Here is a 16140-nt window from a genome sequence, read left to right as displayed (position 1 = left end):
TAGTTAAAGCTAACTTTAGGTTAGTGTTCTTATTCCATCCTTTTCTCCGTATTCCCTGAAATGCCAGTACCCGCGCACAGCAAGACCAACGCACAGTACTAGGGAGACGCAGGCGTACACACGATGTAAGCCGGTTTCAGCCAGCTGCGGGGTCAGCGCACCAAGCGCCGACGCGTTGGTGACGCTATCGAACAAAGCGCTCATCAAGGCGGCGCCGGTCAGCATTCCCAGATTGCGCGCGAGATTCAGCAGGCCGGATATCTGTCCTCGCTGTTCTGGAGCAGCCCGAGCCATTAGTTGGGTGTTGTTCGCTACGGTGAAGATCGCATAGCCGATGGCGGTCACCATAAGACAGGCGACATAACCGATGGCGCCCGTCGCGGCGCTTAACTGAGTGAGGCACAGAGAGCCGATGAATAGAAACAGCACGCCGGTTGACGTCATGTTGCTGCATGCTTCCGGCTTTACGCGACGACCGATAAAGCTTGAGGTAATCATCACGCACACAGGACTGCAGCCCATTACCAGCCCGGTCATGGGCAGATTCAAGCCGAGGGAAATCAGATAAAACGGCCCAATCACCAAAGCGGTCATTACCGCCGAAGCCACGATGAACTGGATCAGATAACTCAGGCCATAGCGATAGTCGCGCAACAATGAAAGATGAAGCAAAGGAGAGGGCTTCGCCCGTTCAACCAGGACAAAAACGACCAGCAGGACAAGAGCAAGCCCCGCCAGGAAAAAGCGTAGCAACTCCTCCTCAAGTTTGAGCTTAATCCCGAGCGAATAGAGGAGCACGATTATCGCCAACAGGGATGCGCCCATCAGGTCAAATGGTTTCGGCGCCTGCCCCGCCCCTTGCATGGCGCGAGGAAGATAACGCACGGTAAGCAACAGAGTAAGCGCCCCCAACGGGAGGTTGAGCCAGAACACCCATCGCCAGTCTGCAAAGCCGGTTATCAGTCCCCCCAAAACAGGCCCCGCAGCGGTGCCCACGGCGGACATTCCTCCTATCCAGCCCATGACCCGTCCGGTGTGCTCCGATGGCGCGATATCTCTCACCAAAGCCAGATTCAGGGACACCACAATCGCAGCGCCGATGCCCTGGACGCCACGGTACGCAGAGAGCATTCCTATGTTTTCCGTCATTCCACATAGAGCGGAGCCCGCCATGAAAATACCCAGGCCAGCGATAAACAACGGACGACGACCGAAGGTGTCCCCCAGACTCCCGGCAATCACCAGAAAAGAAGACAGCGCGATCAAGTAGGCGACAACCACCCACTGGACCTGGGCGTAGCTGGCGTCGAGGCTGGACACCAGTTCGGGCAATAGAATGTTGACGCTACTGATCGCCAGGGCGGTGAGAAAAGTAGACAGCAGCAACGCGGCCAGCGCGCCACGATATTCAGCGAGAGGCTCCACACTGTTGACCATAACGACTCCACTTCCTCTTTAACTACCGTATTGAGGAAGTTACTATGCAAGTTAAAGTCAGCTTTAGGTCAACACCTTTATGAAAAACTGTAATGAGCTGGATATCGCCGAAGTGGCGAAGCTGTCCGGCTTGCCCGCTTCCACCCTTCGCTACTACGAAGAGAAGGGGCTGATAAAGTCCATTGGGCGAGAAGGGTTAAAGAGGATTTTCCGCTCCACCGTCATTGACCAGCTGGGCTTAATTTCCCTGGGCCAATATGCGGGCTTCAGTCTGGATGAGATCGGGGCGATGTTCTCCCACGATGGAAAGCCCAAAATAGACCGGGCGCAACTTATCGAAAAAGCCAGCGAGCTGGACCAGCTCATTCAGCGAATGGAGACGATGCGGGACAGCATCATCCATGTCGCTAATTGCCCTGAGCCCAATCAGCTTGAATGTCCCCGCTTTCAAACGTTAATCAGATCGGCGGCGCGTAAGCGACACAGTGAAGGTCGCTTAAAAAGCAAGCCTGGGAAATCACAGCAAGGGAAAGGAGAAAAAGATTAAGCCGGCGGAGCGGAGAGCCCCGCCGGGTTTATGAGAAGCAGGATGAGAATTACATCCGCTCTAGGGTTTCGATGCCCAGCAAATCCAGACCTTGTTTCAGGGTCTTGGCAATGAGCAATGACAGCATCAAACGCGAGCTGCGCACGGATTCTTCAGCCGTTAGAATCGGACAAGCTTCATAAAAGCTTGCGAACTCTTTGGACAGTTCATAGAGATAGCCACACAGAATGTGCGGGCAGCCTTCAGACGCCACAGAGTGCAGTATTTCATTGAACTGCAATAACCTGACCGCCAGCGCGCGCTCGATAGGCTCCACCAGTTGCAGATCGCCCTCAAAGGTCAGATTACCGACTTCGCCTCTCTTGAAGACATTCACTACCCGGCTGTATGCGTACTGCACGTATGGCGCGGTGTTGCCTTCCAGGCTGAGCATGGCGTCGAAGCTGAAAATGTAATCGCTGGAGCGGTTCTTGGACAGATCCGCATACTTAACCGCCGCCATGCCGACGACGTGAGCGATGCGATTAAGCTCTTCTTCCGGCATTTCCGGATTCTTTTCTTTCACGACCGCATAAGCCCGGCCTTGCGCTTCGGTGAGCAGATCCGCCAATTTGACAGTGCCGCCATCCCGAGTCTTGAAAGGCTTGCCGTCCGTACCCAGAACCATGCCGAACGCCATATGCTCCAGGGACATATCCGGGCTGACGAAGCCTGCCTTGCGGCCAGCCGCATAGACCTGATTCAAGTGCAATGACTGCCGCGCATCGACGAAATAAAGCACCCGATTCGCCTTCAGAACCCGCTCTCTGTAGCGCAAAGCCGCCAGGTCCGTGGTGGCGTACAGGTAACCGCCGTCAGACTTCTTCACGATCAGCGGTAACGTCTCATCGTCTTTGCCTTTGAATTCGTCCATGAAGACACACTCAGCGCCATCGCTGTTGGTCAGCAGACCTTTCTCGCGCAGATCATCGATAACATTCGGCAGATCTTCGTTATAGGCGCTTTCAGGCATTACGTCCGCCCGCGTCAGGCTGACATTCAGGCGCTCATATACTTCTTCACAATGCTGCAGGGAAATATCAATGAACGTTTTCCACAGCGATAGACACTCTTGATCGCCAGATTGCAGCTTCACGACATACTGACGCGCGCTATCCTTGAATTCAGGATCTTCGTCAAAACACTTCTTGGCCTGACGATAGAAGTTTTCCAGGTCAGCCAGCTCCATAGACAAAGTCTGCTGGTTCTCCGCCTTCAACTTGTTCATGTAGGCCAACAACATGCCGAACTGGGTGCCCCAGTCGCCCACATGGTTCTGACGAATCACCCGGTGCCCCAGGAACTCCAGGGTTCTGACGACAGCGTCGCCGATGATGGTGGAGCGCAGATGGCCTACGTGCATTTCTTTCGCGAGGTTAGGCGCGGAGTAATCCACTACGACGGTCTGTTTGGGGCTGTCCAGAGGAATGGTCAGGCGCGGATCGGCCAGCACCTGACGCAGGCTCTGACTCATCCAGTCTTTACTCAGGAAAATATTGATAAAGCCAGGGCCGGCGATTTCAACTTTCTCGGCCATGTCGCCCAGATCCAGAACGTCCAGGACTTTGGTCGCCAATTCGCGCGGGTTCATTTTCAGCGCTTTGGCGACGCCCATCACGCCATTGGCCTGATAGTCGCCGAATTGAGGCTTGCCGGACGGCTTCACGATCGCCGGAGAGCCTTCTGGAGCGCCCGCCGCATGCAGCGCTGCGCTGATTTTCTGTTCAAGCAATTGTTGCAGATTCATAGGAAGATCTTCGTTACTCACAGCAACGGGAGTCCGCCGCTGAAACTGATGGAAATGGCGGCCATGATACCGCAGTATCCGGTCAAGGAAAAATCCGCAGTTATCCGGGTAAGACTAAATGTCACGAATTAGAGGGAACGCCCGGTGCGGCAGGGGCGCCGGGCGTGGATAAGAAATTAAGACAATGGCTTATTCTGTCTCACGGGGTTCGTATATGCGAATTACGGTCGAGTATGTAACATCAGAGCCATAACGTGATTCAAACTCTTTATTAACGGCCTCAGCCAAACCTTCATAGCTGATATGGCCAAACAAAGATTCCACTTTATACGGCGAACGAGACTCTACTCGAATATTTTCCGCGCCCTCCAAGCCACACTTCCATGGGTTGCTCAAGTCTTCCTGCTTTAATTTGTGCAATATCTGGACGGCCGGACCATTTAGCAGAAAACCGTTTTTCTCGGATATATGAGTTATCGCCACTTTACCCTCTCCTACCGACGTTATCACAAAGGGCGCATCTATAGTGGGATAGAAGTGATAGCCATTAGCGCCAGCATATAGTGCGCCTTTTTCATCCATACAAAAATCAATATCTTTAACGTAGACAGACTCGCCAAGTTTCAGTTCTGGAAACAGAGAAACCCTATCCAGATGTATAAAGCTATACTCAACATTATTTTCGACTTGGAACTGTGCGGATGCAGTAGTGGATATTGCTAAAAGTAGCCCTGCTAGTGTTTTGGTCATACTGACTTCTCCTTTTTAATAAGTACTCCTCACCTGTCCAGGTGAAGGCGGATCATACCTACTATTAGATATTTTTCATACTAATCAATTACCTGAGACGAGAATAATAATCGCCAAAACGACAAATCAGGATTGTTAGTCGTCCTGAATTCCTATACTTTCGCCTCACTCTCCGCATTGCTTTATATACAAGCGCAAGGACCATTTTTATTTGTACAGAAAGGAGTCTGACCTGCCTTTTTACGCCAGTTATATAATCTGAAACACATGCTTTTTATTGCTGAGATATATCGTCAATCGATTTCGATTGGCGGCGCATTTCCTATCTCGATTGATTTTCAACCAGGGAGTTGTTGAATGAAGTACTCATCTTTGTGTTTGTTGTTTCCTTTAGCCTTGTTGACGGCCTGCGGGGGCGGTGGATCGAATGACTCCACGCCACCCGCCAGCGCCTATCAAGATTGCGATCTTTCAGGTTATAAAACACTGTCGGGCAATGGATACCCAGCTAATTATTTCTCCGGCCACTCTTACTCGCAAAAGTCTTGGTCGAATGGGGACTTCGACTGGTACCCTCTGCAACTCAACATTGCAGAAGAATCCACTACGTTCGGGCATGGCCTCAACACGAGCGAGCAGACGTCAGAAGTTTGTCAGGCGGTGGCGACGAAACTGCTAGGCAAATTCCTTCAACCCAGCCAGAGCCTACAGAGAGAACTCGAAGTAGATCTATTCTTTGAGGGGTTTAATTATGCAACGACTTTATCCAGCACCAACGTGGAGGATAAAAAAATCACAGCAATACAACCCAGGCTGGCGCTGCATTTAGACCTACTCAAAAAAGAGTCTGTTGGTGAGAGGTTGGTGCTGGAATCCGAATCGTTGAACGCCTCAGCGCCGGTATGTAAAAAGCCTTTCACCGTATCGACGGAATGGAGAGAAGGTAGTGAGCCTAACGTTGATAGAAAGACGGAGACCTATGGCGCTGACGGTAAGGTGTATACGCTTACCCATGCCGCCAAGTTCACTGGCGACGCCTGCACCTTTAATATTTCCGGGCGAATCGCAATTGATGGTAGAGAGGAGCCTGTAGCCATACAGGCATCCGCAGAGTTGGAAAAGAAAGTCAGTGAATCGGGTTATGATCGGGGTTATAAACTTCACATTCACAGTATGAAAGTATACTGAACCTCGTATTCTCTGACTCATGCAGACGACGGCCGACTTGTATCGACCATCGTCTTGTTAATGATCAAATCAACGAATCACCAGATAAAAGGCGCCGCCGCCCCGCTGCACCAGCAGGAGCAATTTGGTCTCCCCAACATCCACTACTTTTTGCAGGTCGCCAACAGAATTTACCCGGCGATTATTAGCGCCGATGATGACATCGCCCGGACGCAGACCGCTATAGGCGGCGTTTGAGTTGGGCGCCAACCCGGTCACCACCACGCCGGAGCCGTCTGGATTATCTTCAAACGAAGCGCCTTCCAGCAGCTTGTGGATACGGGTGTCGCCAGCGATGCTATTGGGCGGCTCCTGCAAGGTCACTTTCACGATCTCTTCATCGCCTTCGCGCAAAATAGTCACACGCAGCTTATCGCCGATTTTGCGTTGCCCGATCTGGCTGCGCAGATGGCCTGCGCTACGGGTGGGCTTGTCGTCAACGGCGATAATGATATCTCCCGTCTTCAAACCGCCCTTCTCCGCCTCAGAATCCTTGGCGACGCTGGTGATCAGAACGCCGCGCTGGCCGTTACGCAGTTTAAAGGCCTGGCGCAGATCCGGGGTGATGTCCTGAATCCCCACGCCCAATTGCCCGCGTTTTACTTCACCGTGCTCTACGATCTGATCGATACTGGCCTTGGCCATATTGACAGGAATCGCGAATCCGATGCCGACATTGCCGCCGGTAGGAGCCAGAATAGCGGTGTTGATGCCGATCAGCTCGCCGCGCAGGTTGACCAGGGCGCCGCCAGAGTTGCCGGGGTTGATGGAGGCGTCGGTCTGAATAAAGTCTTCATAGCCTTCGATGCCAAGTCCTGTACGTCCCAATGCGCTGACAACGCCGGTGGTGACGGTCTGGCCCAGTGCGAAAGGGTTGCCGATTGCAACCACGAAATCACCGACCTCCAGTCTGTCTGAGTCCGCCATTTTCACTTCGCTCAGGTCGTCCGCTGCAATTTTCAGAACGGCGATATCGGCGTCAGGATCGCCGCCCAGCACTTCCGCCTTCAGGGTGCGGCCGTCCGTCAACGACACATGCACCTCGTCCGCGCCTTTGATGACGTGGTAGTTGGTCACCACCGTGCCGTTATCTTTGTCGACGATCACTCCGGAGCCGGCGCTTTGCTGACGCCGCTGCTCACGAGGCCGACGGTTGTCTGGAATATTGAAGAAGTGACGAAAGAAAGGGTCCTGCATTAAAGGGCTGTAGGATTCCTGCTTGGCGTAGGTCGCAATGTTGACGACAGCGGGGTTCACTTCCTTGAGCATGGGCGCCAAGGTGGGCAAGGGCTGCCCCTGTGAGTCGGCCAAAGGCAGCGCGGCGGCGCTGGAGGCCGCCCAGCCGACACTGACGGCCAGTACACATAATCTCAATCCACTCAGGGTTTTACCCATCAACATGTATCATTCCTCCGCTGGGCGCAGACGGGCCGACGACGAACGCATGCTTCACGACCTGACAGCGCGTTTGAAAATTTCCTTAGTTATAACGTCCTATGAGATGGGAGCGGTTTTGTCATAAATCCAGGTTAGATTTACAATCGCGGCTCTCTGTCACGTATGCTTCCATAACCTGCCCAACGCGGATATTACCAGAGTATGAAATTTTCTAAATCAGCGCCTAATGGACTGAACACTATTACCTTTTGCTGCGCCTTGGCGCTGGGCGTCAACGCCCTGCCCGCGCAGGCTCAGTTGCAAGAAAAAGATCAGGATGAGACCGAAACCTGCGTGTTCAAAGCGCTGACCCAGGGCCCAGGCGATATGACTATCGACGAGCTGAAGAGCCATTGCGGCATAGAAATCCCCAAAATTCCTGAAAACGCAAGCCCCGCGGTGAAAAATGGAGAAAGCGTTATCGCCGAGCGCATTATGCGGGAGCAGCTTTCCAGCAACAGCCGCAGCGTGATCACGCCGCACCTGCGCAACTACCTGATGCCGGTGTCTTACCTGAAAAACCCCAACAGCGAACCGTTACGCGAGGCTTACGACCTTGGGGAGGAGGCGGAACTGGACAACCTGGAGGCCAAGTTTCAGATCAGCCTGAAAGTGCCGCTGGCGCAGGAAACCTTCATCGACTCAGACGCCATATTTTTCGGCGTAACCCTCAAGTCCTTCTGGCAGGTGTATAACCACGATTATTCCGCGCCATTTAGGGAGACCAACTATGAGCCGGAAGTGTTCTGGATCGCGCCAGTGGACTGGACCTTTTCCACCGCGGATTTCAGTCTGCTGGCGGTGGGCTTCAGCCACCAGTCCAACGGTCGCTCGCAGCCCCTGTCGCGGAGCTGGAACCGCATCTACGCCAACTTCATCTGGGAGCATAGCCGCTTCGTTTTCAGTCTGAAGCCCTGGTGGAGAATTCCGGAAGACCAGAAAAAGGACAAGCTCGATCCCAAAGGCGACGACAATCCCGATATCGACGACTACATGGGACACTTCGAGTTCACCACCGCCTACCGTTGGGATAACTATGAAGCCAGTCTCATGCTGCGCAACAACCTGCGCGAAGATAACAAAGGCGCAGTGGAATTGGGGTTCACCTTCCCATTATGGAAGCGGCTGCGCGGTTACGTGCAGTACTTCAACGGCTATGGCGAAAACCTGATGGACTATAACGCATCGGTGGAGCGCATCGGCATCGGCGTGTTGTTGACGGACCTGCTCTGATCAAGCGCTGCGCAGCGTTCCGTCAATTGGCGAGCAGGCGGTCAAACATTTTTTCCAGTTCCGCCTGCCGATCATAATAGGAAATCTGATATTGAGGCTCCAGAGCAAGCGACAAGTCCTCGCCATAACGAGCCAGACCGCGTAGTGACTCCAAGGCATTCTGCGCCTCTGTAAGAGAGGCGTTATCCTGCAAACCGGCCTGCGTCAGCGCAGCGGCGCTTTCTCCCGACGAAGGGATAAGCAGGCGCCATTCACCACGACTGTATGGCGCTACCGGTTCTCCCCGCCACAATCCTGGCGCGTCCAGGCCGAACGCCCTCAGGCGCAGCCAGCCTTGCTCCGGCGCAAAGACGCGCAGCCCCCTCGGAGACAGCCGCCAGGGACTTTGATTATCCACTTCCACCACCAGCTCGCCCTGGCCGACGACTTCATCATAAAGACGCTTATCGACGCTGATATGCGTGCGCCCGTCCACCATCAACTGACGCACGGAGCTGATATCGATGACTTTGTGCAGTCCCAACAGGTTATAAGCAGGATAGGTGACGGTGACGATAGCAGTTTTGAGGCCCCGCCAGCGGGGCGTTTCCGCCGCCTTGCCGAGCAATCCGATCAGGCCCAGGATCACCGCGAATACGATGAAAAACTGCGTGGTGCGACGACCGTACAGGTTGGGAAGGATGACGCCGGCCACGCAAAATACAGCGAACGCCAGCCACCATAAAATTGCCGTCGGCGTCACCCAGCCGAATGGCAACGCCAATACGCCAATCGCCGCCAGGATAGCGACGCCGGCGAAGACAAAGCGCCGGGAGCGCAGGTGAGAGGTAAGCGTTTTTTTAACGTCCGGGCGCACGACCCGCACCGCCCGGTTCATCGCTTTGGGTTCAGCGACGACGCCATTGCCGGTTTTAAAAGGCGATGGCTGCGGTTGCGGCTTTGGTTTGGGGGAAGACTTTTTCAGCTGCAGGTTCCAGAACTTAAGCTCCAGCCCCTGTCTGCACAGGCTATCGACTATTCCCTGGTTAATGGCGTCGTGAATCCCGCTGTCTTTGTCCGGTCCGCCTGGCGCATCAAGCAGTACGACACCCAGGCGCTCCTGCAGCTGTTCGCCCAATTTGCGCCAGACCGTCTCCACCTGCGCCATCGCCGTCTGCAACTCTTCCGAGTCCGCCGCCCGGTTGTTGCTCATCGCCCTGCCGATCAGCTCATTCTGCAAGCGCGTCCAAAACGCCCGCCAGGCCGACGGCGACAGGATGTCATCCACCGTCCCACGGGACTTTATAAATTCTTCGATCTGCGCTTTTTCCATTCCGTCGTAATCCGCCGTCACCTATTGTTTGTTCGGCACAAGGTCTCGTTGATCGTAGTTGCGTCCCAAGCAGGACGCATGAATTACAGGGTTCCGCCGGACAGTGTCGGGGGCGGGGGTTTCTTATCGGCGCGTTTGGCGGCATCGTCCGGGGCGGCGTCTGGGGTCATCCCCCCCGCCATCAGCACCCGGCGCAGGTTATTCAATGACTGCTCCGCCTGCGCCAGGGCTCCTTTCGCGTATTTCTCCAGCCAATGACGGAACAAACGCTCCTGCTCCGCTTTACGCTGTGCGGAGAAAGCGTCTTTTTGGCCTTTATCCCGGCTCAGGCGGTCATAATATTGCTCCATCGCCAGTAAGTTATCGGCGATTTCTTTCTCGACTTGCCCGTGCGCCTCTTCAATTTTACCCCGCAATTTTCCTTTCGCCGCCGTAGCGTCGTGCAGGTCCAGCAATGCTTCCGTTTGCGCCAGCTTGTTGAGCAGGTAGGCATCATATTCTTGTACACATTCCAGTCGCTCGCGCAGCTCTTCTTCACCTGATTCCGCGAACGCCAACAGGTATTCTTCACAGCCGAAAGCATCCGGCGACTTCACGCCGAAGCGCTCCGTTTGCTGCAGCAGATAGTCATACTGCGCCTGTAGTCGCAGCGCTTCATTAGTTTCATCCCGCCATACGCGCCGATACAGCGCCTGCTCCCACGCCAGTTTCTGGGCGCGCGCCTGTTTGTCCAGCTCCGCCACCCTTCTGCTGCGGGCGACATCTTCTCGCGCCATGTCAGAGCGCACTCGCAGCGCCTGTTGGGTCAGCGCGTCACGGTGTGACGGCTCCAGCATGGGGTCCAACAGACCAGCGTCAAAGCTGGCGAGAATCGCCTTCAGCTTATCCCGGTAAACAATCGGCGTATGCGCGCTTTTATAGACATCCAGCTTTGCGCGGATAGGAGACAGAGATAAGTGATGTGCTCTCGCGATGACGTCGAGCTGGCTGAATACGCGCGTCTCCAGAGTGCGAATTTCTTCAAATGGATAAAATTCCGCCGCCCAGCGGCGCAAACCGGACAAATCCCAACTCATCTTGGCGATACGCACACGGGTCGGCTTGAAGCCTTTGCGCACCACGCCTTTGGCCTGCTCCTCCGTCAGCCAGAGGCGGCCGTCTTCGTCGGGCGTCCAAAACAGATTGCTCCAGTCAAGCTGGCGAGGCAACGAAAGCGACCAGTCGCCGCCGCCCGGTTTCGCCATGCCAGGGTCCACATCAATACACACCGGCTGTTTGAAAGCATTGCTGGGTCCGCACAGGTAGACGGTCATGTCGTAAGGCAGGATAGTGGCGGCGACCTCTGGCGGAATGCTGTCGCCCTGAATACCGGCGCCCAACTCTGTGTCAACGAGCCCGGGTTGCGCCTTCCACTTGATGGAGCCGCTCACGGCGGGGCCGCTCAACAATGGATACAGCTCCCAGCGCAGAGAATACGCCATGGGACGCAAGCCGTCTTTGTCTTGATGTTCCCCAGAGATCTCGCCTTTGTGGCCATAGGGAGAAACAGAAGGCGCCGCCGCCAGGGGCGAAGTGAACATGAAAAGGATAAGCGCCGACCACCAATGATTATTCAAAGCGCCAACCATGAAAAACTCTCATTGCCATTCCTGTTGATGACCCGATTTACACTTTACTTCCATTTGCTCGGTCTTCCCCTAACCGTCAAGCGAACAGCGATCTCTTAACGGCGGGCTTCAGCCGGTGTGTGATTGTGCATAATCCTAAAAAAATAGTAATCCCGCCTTGCACTTAGGCCGAATGCCCGAGCTGGAGTCGCGTGCCTCCTCCTTCAGTTTATACCGCTATCTACTGACTATATTGCCAAAATGCGGAATTGAACAGATAATGGCCTCCGATTTACGGCGACCAAACGGTTTCCATGCCGATTTCCCGGTCGTCGCCCAAGCAGATTCATCTATCAAACCATCCAGAGTTAGCGCTGGTTGTTGTGCACGGAGTGTGTGGCAATGAGTGTGGACAACCCCTGTTTGTCCTGTGGCGCCTGTTGCGCCAGTTTTCGCGTGTCTTTTTATTGGGCTGAGGCAGATGCTGAGTCCGGCGGCGTAGTACCGCTGGAATTTACCGAGAAGCTGAATCCCTGGCGTAGTGTGATGGCTGGCACCAATCAGCCGCAGCCCCGTTGTCGCGCGTTATGCGGTGATATCGGCGGCTATACGACTTGCTCTATCTATGATCAAAGGCCTTCTCCCTGCCGAGAGTTCGAAGCCGGCTCAGAGGGCTGCCTGAAAGCCAGGGCGAAGCACGGCTTGCCTTTGGACTTTCCCGACTGGCGGGCCGCCTGAACGAGGCGGCCGCACATCGCTCTGGAATCGAGCCTTAGCGTAGTCGACCGGCGCAATCCGCGCACTCCAGCACCTGCACGCGCTTGGTGAATGCCGGCGGCGCGCCGCTGTGAAAGGCGTCGCTTTCACTCAGCCTCCGGTAGACGGCTACATCATAGGTCAGTGGGTATTGCTTGTCGGATGTCGCATAGCTGGCGCAATCGCCATCGGTGCGAAAAATGCAAAACTCAAACTGGTAGGCGCGCGGCCGCACCAGCTCTACTGTCTCCGTCGACAGACAAACCCGGTCGCTGTCGCTCAGGCTGCCGGTCACTGCATAGCTATTGCAGATTTCGGCGGTCCCGCCATACAGATACTCGACGCCGTCCGCCCCGACAAAACGGCTGACTTCGTTCACTTTGGCGAATATTAACTTTGAGCCCACGCCATTCGAAGATTTGGCGTGAAAGGTCACTACCGGCATATCCGGCGAATAGAAACGGTTCCGATAGATATCACCCCAGTCCGACTGAGGGCCCAATTGCGCAGAAGCCAGCGCAGGAAACAGCGCCAGCATTAAGGACAGCAGTATCTTCATACAGGTTCTCCCCGGGGATTACGATGATCAACTGAGGAAACCGGCCCGGACGCAAGGCCCAGAGCCTTAACCACGTCTGCCGTGGTTAGACTCCGGTGAAAGAAGAAAGTTCCTGGAAAGCGGATAATTTATCGCGTTGACGTCCTGTCAGGGAGTTTGGACGCCGCAGCCTTTCAAGATGATGCGAATGAGATTGTCCGCCGCGAAATCGAAATCCTTGGAGGTCAGCTTTTTACGTCCCAACACCGCTTCAATCTGGGTGCTGAAGTCCGCGTAATGCTGGGTGGCGCTCCAAATCAGGAAAATCAGGTGCTCGGGGGAAATGGGATCAATTTTGCCCTGATCAATCCAGGACTGAATCACCGCCGATTTTTCCCTGACCCATTGGCGGTTATTGGATTTCAGGTATTTGCCCAGCGTGGGCGCCCCGCTGATTATCTCCGTTGCGAAGATCTTGGAGGCCAGTGGGTGGGTTTTCGCCAGCATCACCTTGGAGCGGATATAACGTCCCAGGGCGTCCGCCGGACTGTCTTCCGGGCGGATGGCGTCAAAGGCGGAGTTCCAGAGTTCGACAATGTCGCTCAACACCGCCAGATAAAGGTCGTGCTTGCTCTTGAAGTAATAATGAACATTGGCTTTGGGCAGCCCCGCTGTGTCGGCAATCTGCTGAACTGTCGCGCCCTTGAAACCGTGGCGGGCGAATTCAATTTCCGCCGCCCGCAGGATAAGCATTTCATTCTTTTGCCTGATACGGCCCGGATTCTCCACACGGTTTGTTTTCAATACCATAGTCGCCCTAACCATCCCCTGCTGCTTAATGGGTGAACAGTTCGCGGGCCGCCGCGACAACGGCGACGACGCCCACGGTTAACTCACTGAATTAACGTATTGTTCATGTTATGGCGTCAACTGCAAGCGGCTTGGCGCAAACGCAGCGCCGCAGCGGTATGTTCCGCACGCAATCGAGCCATATCCACATCCATAAGTTCACTGTTTTTGACGCGCCAACGCCCGGCCACCATCACTGCATCCGCTTGATGGGCGCCACACAGCACCAACGCCGCCAAGGGGTCGCCGGAGCCGGAAAAGCGGTTCTCGTCCAGCTTGAATAGCGCCAGGTCCGCCTGCTTCCCAACGCCCAGCACGCCCAGTTCAGGACGCTTGAGCAGCTTCGCCGAGCCCTTGGTGGCCAGGTCCAGCGCCCATTGATGGGTAATCTGGCCCGGCGCATAACGTAAGCGCTGTATTAACAGCGCCTGACGCACTTCCTGAATCATGTTGGAGCAATCATTGGAGGCGGAGCCGTCCACCGCCAACCCCACGGGCGCTCCTCGTTGTTGCAGGTCCAGCGTCTGACATACGCCGGAGCCAAGCAGCATATTGGAGCTGGGACAATGCGCCACGCCCACGCCGCGCCGCCCGAGTTCGTCCATTTCTTCGTCGGTGAAGTGAATGCCGTGGGCCAGCCAGACGCCTTCGTGCATCCAGCCCACTTCCGCCAGATACTCTACCGGCCGCACCCCATATACCCGTATGCAGAAGTCATTTTCATCCTCGGTTTCCGCCAGATGGGTGTGCAGCAAAACGCCTTCCCGGGAGGCCAGATGATTGGTTTCCTGCATGAGTTCACGAGTTACGGAGAATGGCGAGCAAGGCGCCAGGGCGATCTGCAGCATGGAGCCGTCATTGGCGTCATGATAGGCGCGGATAAGGCGCAGGCTGTCATCCAGGATCGACTGCTCGTCCTGCACCACTGACTGGGGCGGCAGGCCGCCGTCTTTTTCGCCAAGACTCATGGAGCCCCGCGTCAATACCGCACGGATGCCCATCTTGCGCACCGCTTCCGCCTGAATATCAATGGCGTTGTCGATCTGCATGGGAAACAGATAGTGATGATCCGCCGCCGTGGAGCAGCCTGACAACAGGAGTTCCGCTGACGCCATCTCCGTGGCCAGACGCACCATGTCCGCATCCAGGTGCGCCCACACTTTGTACAGGCTCTGCAGCCAGGGGAACAAGGGCTTGTTCAAGGCGTCAGGCAACGCCCTCGTCAAGGTCTGATAGAAATGATGATGGGTGTTGATCAAGCCCGGCAGCAATAAATGCTGCGACGCGTCGAAGGTTTCGTCATAAGGAGTAGAAGGCGCGCCGCCAGCGGCCACCAGCTCAACGATTTGCGAGCCGCGCGTCACCACGCCTCCGCCAGCGTCGCAGTTCGCTTCCTGACCGTATATCGCCAGCGGATTCTTTATCCAGAGAGTCGTCATCAGATCACCCGTATTTTGATCGCCCTAATTACCAGACGCCGGAAATACCGGCGCCGGGGCCATCATAAGTTAAAGCAGGACGGGCGCCTACTTGGGAAGCTCTCCTTCCACGCCTTCCACATACCAGTTCAGGGAGAGCAGATCCTCATCGCTCATCACATCGCCGGCAGGCACTTTGACTGCGCCGCTTTGATCTTTGACCGGTCCCTGGAAGGGGTGCAGTTTGCCGTCGATGATCGCCTGCTTACGCTCTTCCACCAGTTTGACGACGTCTTCTGGAATCGCCGGATTCAAAGGCGCCAGCGCCGTCGCGCCGCTCGCCAGACCGCCCCAGAAGTCTGTGGAGGTCCAGGAGCCGTCCATCACAGATTTCACTTTCTCCAGATAGACCGGCCCCCAATTGTGGGTCGCCGCAGTCAGATGCGCGTCTTTGCCGTACAGAGACATGTCGGAGTGATAACCAAACGCGTACACGCCTTTAGCTTGCGCCGCCTGGATAGGCCCAGGGGAATCCGTGTGCTGGTTAATGATGTCCGCGCCTTGCAGAATCAGAGTTTCCGCCGCTTCCCGTTCTTTCGCCGGATCGTACCAGGAGCTGACCCAAACCACTTTCACCACCGCTTTCGGGTTGACGCTGCGCAGGCCTTGGGTGAAAGCGTCGATGCCGCGCACCACTTCAGGAATCGGGAAGGAACCGACATAGCCGATGATATTGGACTTGGTCATTTTGCCGGCGATAACGCCGGTCAGGTAACGGCCTTCATAAATACGGTCGAAGTAAGTCCCTACATTCTTCGCACGCTTGTAACCGCTGGCGTGTTCGAATTTCACTTTGGGAAACTGTTTGGCCACTTTCAGGGTCGGGTTCATGTAGCCGAAAGAAGTGGTGAAAATCAGATCGTTGCCGGACTTGGCCAACTGACGAATTACGCGCTCTGCGTCCGCGCCTTCCGCCACGCTCTCAACATAGGTGGTTTTCACTTTATCGCCGAGCTGCTCTTCAACGTACTTGCGCGCTTTGTCGTGAGAATACGTCCAGCCCGCGTCGCCGGTGGGACCGACATAGACAAAACCGACCTTGACCGGCTCCGCCGCGGTCACCGACTGCGCCGACATAAACAGCGCCAGTGCGACGCCTGCGGCTTTGGCGAAGCGCTGCGCCAACGATTTCTTTTCTTGCTTCATACAATGTAACCCCTTCAGCAGGATAGTTTTTGAGTTA

The 16140-nt window shown here is 55.3% G+C and carries 14 protein-coding genes; 4 read left to right on the top strand and 10 right to left on the bottom strand.

What is annotated here, in order from left to right; all coding sequences use genetic code 11:
- Positions 1-15 precede the first annotated feature (15 nt).
- Positions 16-1437, bottom strand: a complete 1422-nt coding sequence (locus ONV78_RS19260) for an MFS transporter (protein WP_279505594.1) — start codon at positions 1435-1437, stop codon at positions 16-18.
- Between the two features lie 79 nt (positions 1438-1516).
- Between ONV78_RS19260 and ONV78_RS19255 the strand changes: the two genes are divergently transcribed.
- A complete protein-coding gene (locus ONV78_RS19255) occupies positions 1517-1984 on the top strand; it encodes a helix-turn-helix domain-containing protein (protein WP_347815423.1) in 468 nt (155 codons plus the stop codon).
- A gap of 49 nt (positions 1985-2033) precedes the next feature.
- On the opposite strand, the gene argS is transcribed toward ONV78_RS19255, so the two are convergent.
- Together argS and ONV78_RS19245 are read right to left on the bottom strand one after the other, a co-directional pair.
- The gene (gene argS, locus ONV78_RS19250) at positions 2034-3770 is read right to left on the bottom strand and encodes an arginine--tRNA ligase (RefSeq protein WP_279505591.1); all 1737 of its coding nucleotides are present in this window, start codon (positions 3768-3770) and stop codon (positions 2034-2036) included.
- A gap of 189 nt (positions 3771-3959) precedes the next feature.
- Positions 3960-4520: a hypothetical protein gene (locus ONV78_RS19245; protein ID WP_279505589.1), complete on the bottom strand. Its 561-nt coding sequence runs from the start codon at positions 4518-4520 to the stop codon at positions 3960-3962.
- Between the two features lie 357 nt (positions 4521-4877).
- Between ONV78_RS19245 and ONV78_RS19240 the strand changes: the two genes are divergently transcribed.
- Positions 4878-5708: a hypothetical protein gene (locus ONV78_RS19240; protein ID WP_279505588.1), complete on the top strand. Its 831-nt coding sequence runs from the start codon at positions 4878-4880 to the stop codon at positions 5706-5708.
- 69 nt (positions 5709-5777) lie between these two features.
- Here the strand turns inward: ONV78_RS19240 and ONV78_RS19235 are convergent, their stop codons facing one another.
- Complete coding sequence (locus ONV78_RS19235) at positions 5778-7148, bottom strand: DegQ family serine endoprotease (protein ID WP_216737915.1); 1371 nt, start codon at positions 7146-7148, stop codon at positions 5778-5780.
- A 198-nt stretch (positions 7149-7346) separates the two neighbouring features.
- On the opposite strand from ONV78_RS19235, the gene ONV78_RS19230 reads away from it, so the two are divergent.
- The gene (locus ONV78_RS19230; protein WP_279505586.1) at positions 7347-8417 is read left to right on the top strand and encodes a phospholipase A; all 1071 of its coding nucleotides are present in this window, start codon (positions 7347-7349) and stop codon (positions 8415-8417) included.
- A 22-nt stretch (positions 8418-8439) separates the two neighbouring features.
- Here ONV78_RS19230 and ONV78_RS19225 read toward each other — a convergent pair whose 3' ends face one another.
- Both ONV78_RS19225 and ONV78_RS19220 read right to left on the bottom strand, forming a co-directional pair.
- Positions 8440-9729, bottom strand: a complete 1290-nt coding sequence (locus ONV78_RS19225) for a hypothetical protein (protein ID WP_279505581.1) — start codon at positions 9727-9729, stop codon at positions 8440-8442.
- Between the two features lie 83 nt (positions 9730-9812).
- Positions 9813-11357, bottom strand: coding sequence for a hypothetical protein (locus ONV78_RS19220; protein ID WP_279505579.1), 1545 nt, complete (start codon positions 11355-11357; stop codon positions 9813-9815).
- A gap of 381 nt (positions 11358-11738) precedes the next feature.
- Between ONV78_RS19220 and ONV78_RS19215 the strand changes: the two genes are divergently transcribed.
- Positions 11739-12074, top strand: a complete 336-nt coding sequence (locus ONV78_RS19215) for a YkgJ family cysteine cluster protein (protein WP_279505577.1) — start codon at positions 11739-11741, stop codon at positions 12072-12074.
- A 34-nt stretch (positions 12075-12108) separates the two neighbouring features.
- Here ONV78_RS19215 and ONV78_RS19210 read toward each other — a convergent pair whose 3' ends face one another.
- The 4 genes from ONV78_RS19210 to ONV78_RS19195 form a co-directional block, all read right to left on the bottom strand.
- Positions 12109-12651: a hypothetical protein gene (locus ONV78_RS19210; RefSeq protein ID WP_279505575.1), complete on the bottom strand. Its 543-nt coding sequence runs from the start codon at positions 12649-12651 to the stop codon at positions 12109-12111.
- A gap of 147 nt (positions 12652-12798) precedes the next feature.
- Positions 12799-13440, bottom strand: coding sequence for a TetR/AcrR family transcriptional regulator (locus ONV78_RS19205; protein ID WP_216737921.1), 642 nt, complete (start codon positions 13438-13440; stop codon positions 12799-12801).
- Between the two features lie 116 nt (positions 13441-13556).
- Positions 13557-14918, bottom strand: a complete 1362-nt coding sequence (locus ONV78_RS19200; RefSeq protein WP_279505574.1) for an 8-oxoguanine deaminase — start codon at positions 14916-14918, stop codon at positions 13557-13559.
- 87 nt (positions 14919-15005) lie between these two features.
- A complete protein-coding gene (locus ONV78_RS19195) occupies positions 15006-16103 on the bottom strand; it encodes a BMP family ABC transporter substrate-binding protein (RefSeq protein ID WP_279505573.1) in 1098 nt (365 codons plus the stop codon).
- Positions 16104-16140: the final 37 nt, after the last annotated feature.

The sequence above is a fragment of the Hahella sp. CR1 genome (genome assembly GCF_029813005.1).
Lineage (GTDB): Bacteria > Pseudomonadota > Gammaproteobacteria > Pseudomonadales > Oleiphilaceae > Hahella.
This window is presented reverse-complemented; position numbering and strand designations above follow the sequence as displayed.

What these genes read in the sequence shown, in the direction of transcription:
- ONV78_RS19240 (WP_279505588.1), top strand. Translation starts at nt 4,878, where the DNA reads ATGAAGTACTCATCTTTGTGTTTGTTGTTTCCTTTAGCCTTGTTGACG.
- ONV78_RS19205 (WP_216737921.1), bottom strand. Translation starts at nt 13,440, where the DNA reads ATGGTATTGAAAACAAACCGTGTGGAGAATCCGGGCCGTATCAGGCAA.
- ONV78_RS19225 (WP_279505581.1), bottom strand. Translation starts at nt 9,729, where the DNA reads ATGGAAAAAGCGCAGATCGAAGAATTTATAAAGTCCCGTGGGACGGTG.
- ONV78_RS19220 (WP_279505579.1), bottom strand. Translation starts at nt 11,357, where the DNA reads ATGGTTGGCGCTTTGAATAATCATTGGTGGTCGGCGCTTATCCTTTTC.
- ONV78_RS19200 (WP_279505574.1), bottom strand. Translation starts at nt 14,918, where the DNA reads ATGACGACTCTCTGGATAAAGAATCCGCTGGCGATATACGGTCAGGAA.
- argS (WP_279505591.1), bottom strand. Translation starts at nt 3,770, where the DNA reads ATGAATCTGCAACAATTGCTTGAACAGAAAATCAGCGCAGCGCTGCAT.
- ONV78_RS19215 (WP_279505577.1), top strand. Translation starts at nt 11,739, where the DNA reads ATGAGTGTGGACAACCCCTGTTTGTCCTGTGGCGCCTGTTGCGCCAGT.
- ONV78_RS19255 (WP_347815423.1), top strand. Translation starts at nt 1,517, where the DNA reads ATGAAAAACTGTAATGAGCTGGATATCGCCGAAGTGGCGAAGCTGTCC.
- ONV78_RS19195 (WP_279505573.1), bottom strand. Translation starts at nt 16,103, where the DNA reads ATGAAGCAAGAAAAGAAATCGTTGGCGCAGCGCTTCGCCAAAGCCGCA.
- ONV78_RS19260 (WP_279505594.1), bottom strand. Translation starts at nt 1,437, where the DNA reads ATGGTCAACAGTGTGGAGCCTCTCGCTGAATATCGTGGCGCGCTGGCC.
- ONV78_RS19245 (WP_279505589.1), bottom strand. Translation starts at nt 4,520, where the DNA reads ATGACCAAAACACTAGCAGGGCTACTTTTAGCAATATCCACTACTGCA.
- ONV78_RS19210 (WP_279505575.1), bottom strand. Translation starts at nt 12,651, where the DNA reads ATGAAGATACTGCTGTCCTTAATGCTGGCGCTGTTTCCTGCGCTGGCT.
- ONV78_RS19235 (WP_216737915.1), bottom strand. Translation starts at nt 7,148, where the DNA reads ATGTTGATGGGTAAAACCCTGAGTGGATTGAGATTATGTGTACTGGCC.
- ONV78_RS19230 (WP_279505586.1), top strand. Translation starts at nt 7,347, where the DNA reads ATGAAATTTTCTAAATCAGCGCCTAATGGACTGAACACTATTACCTTT.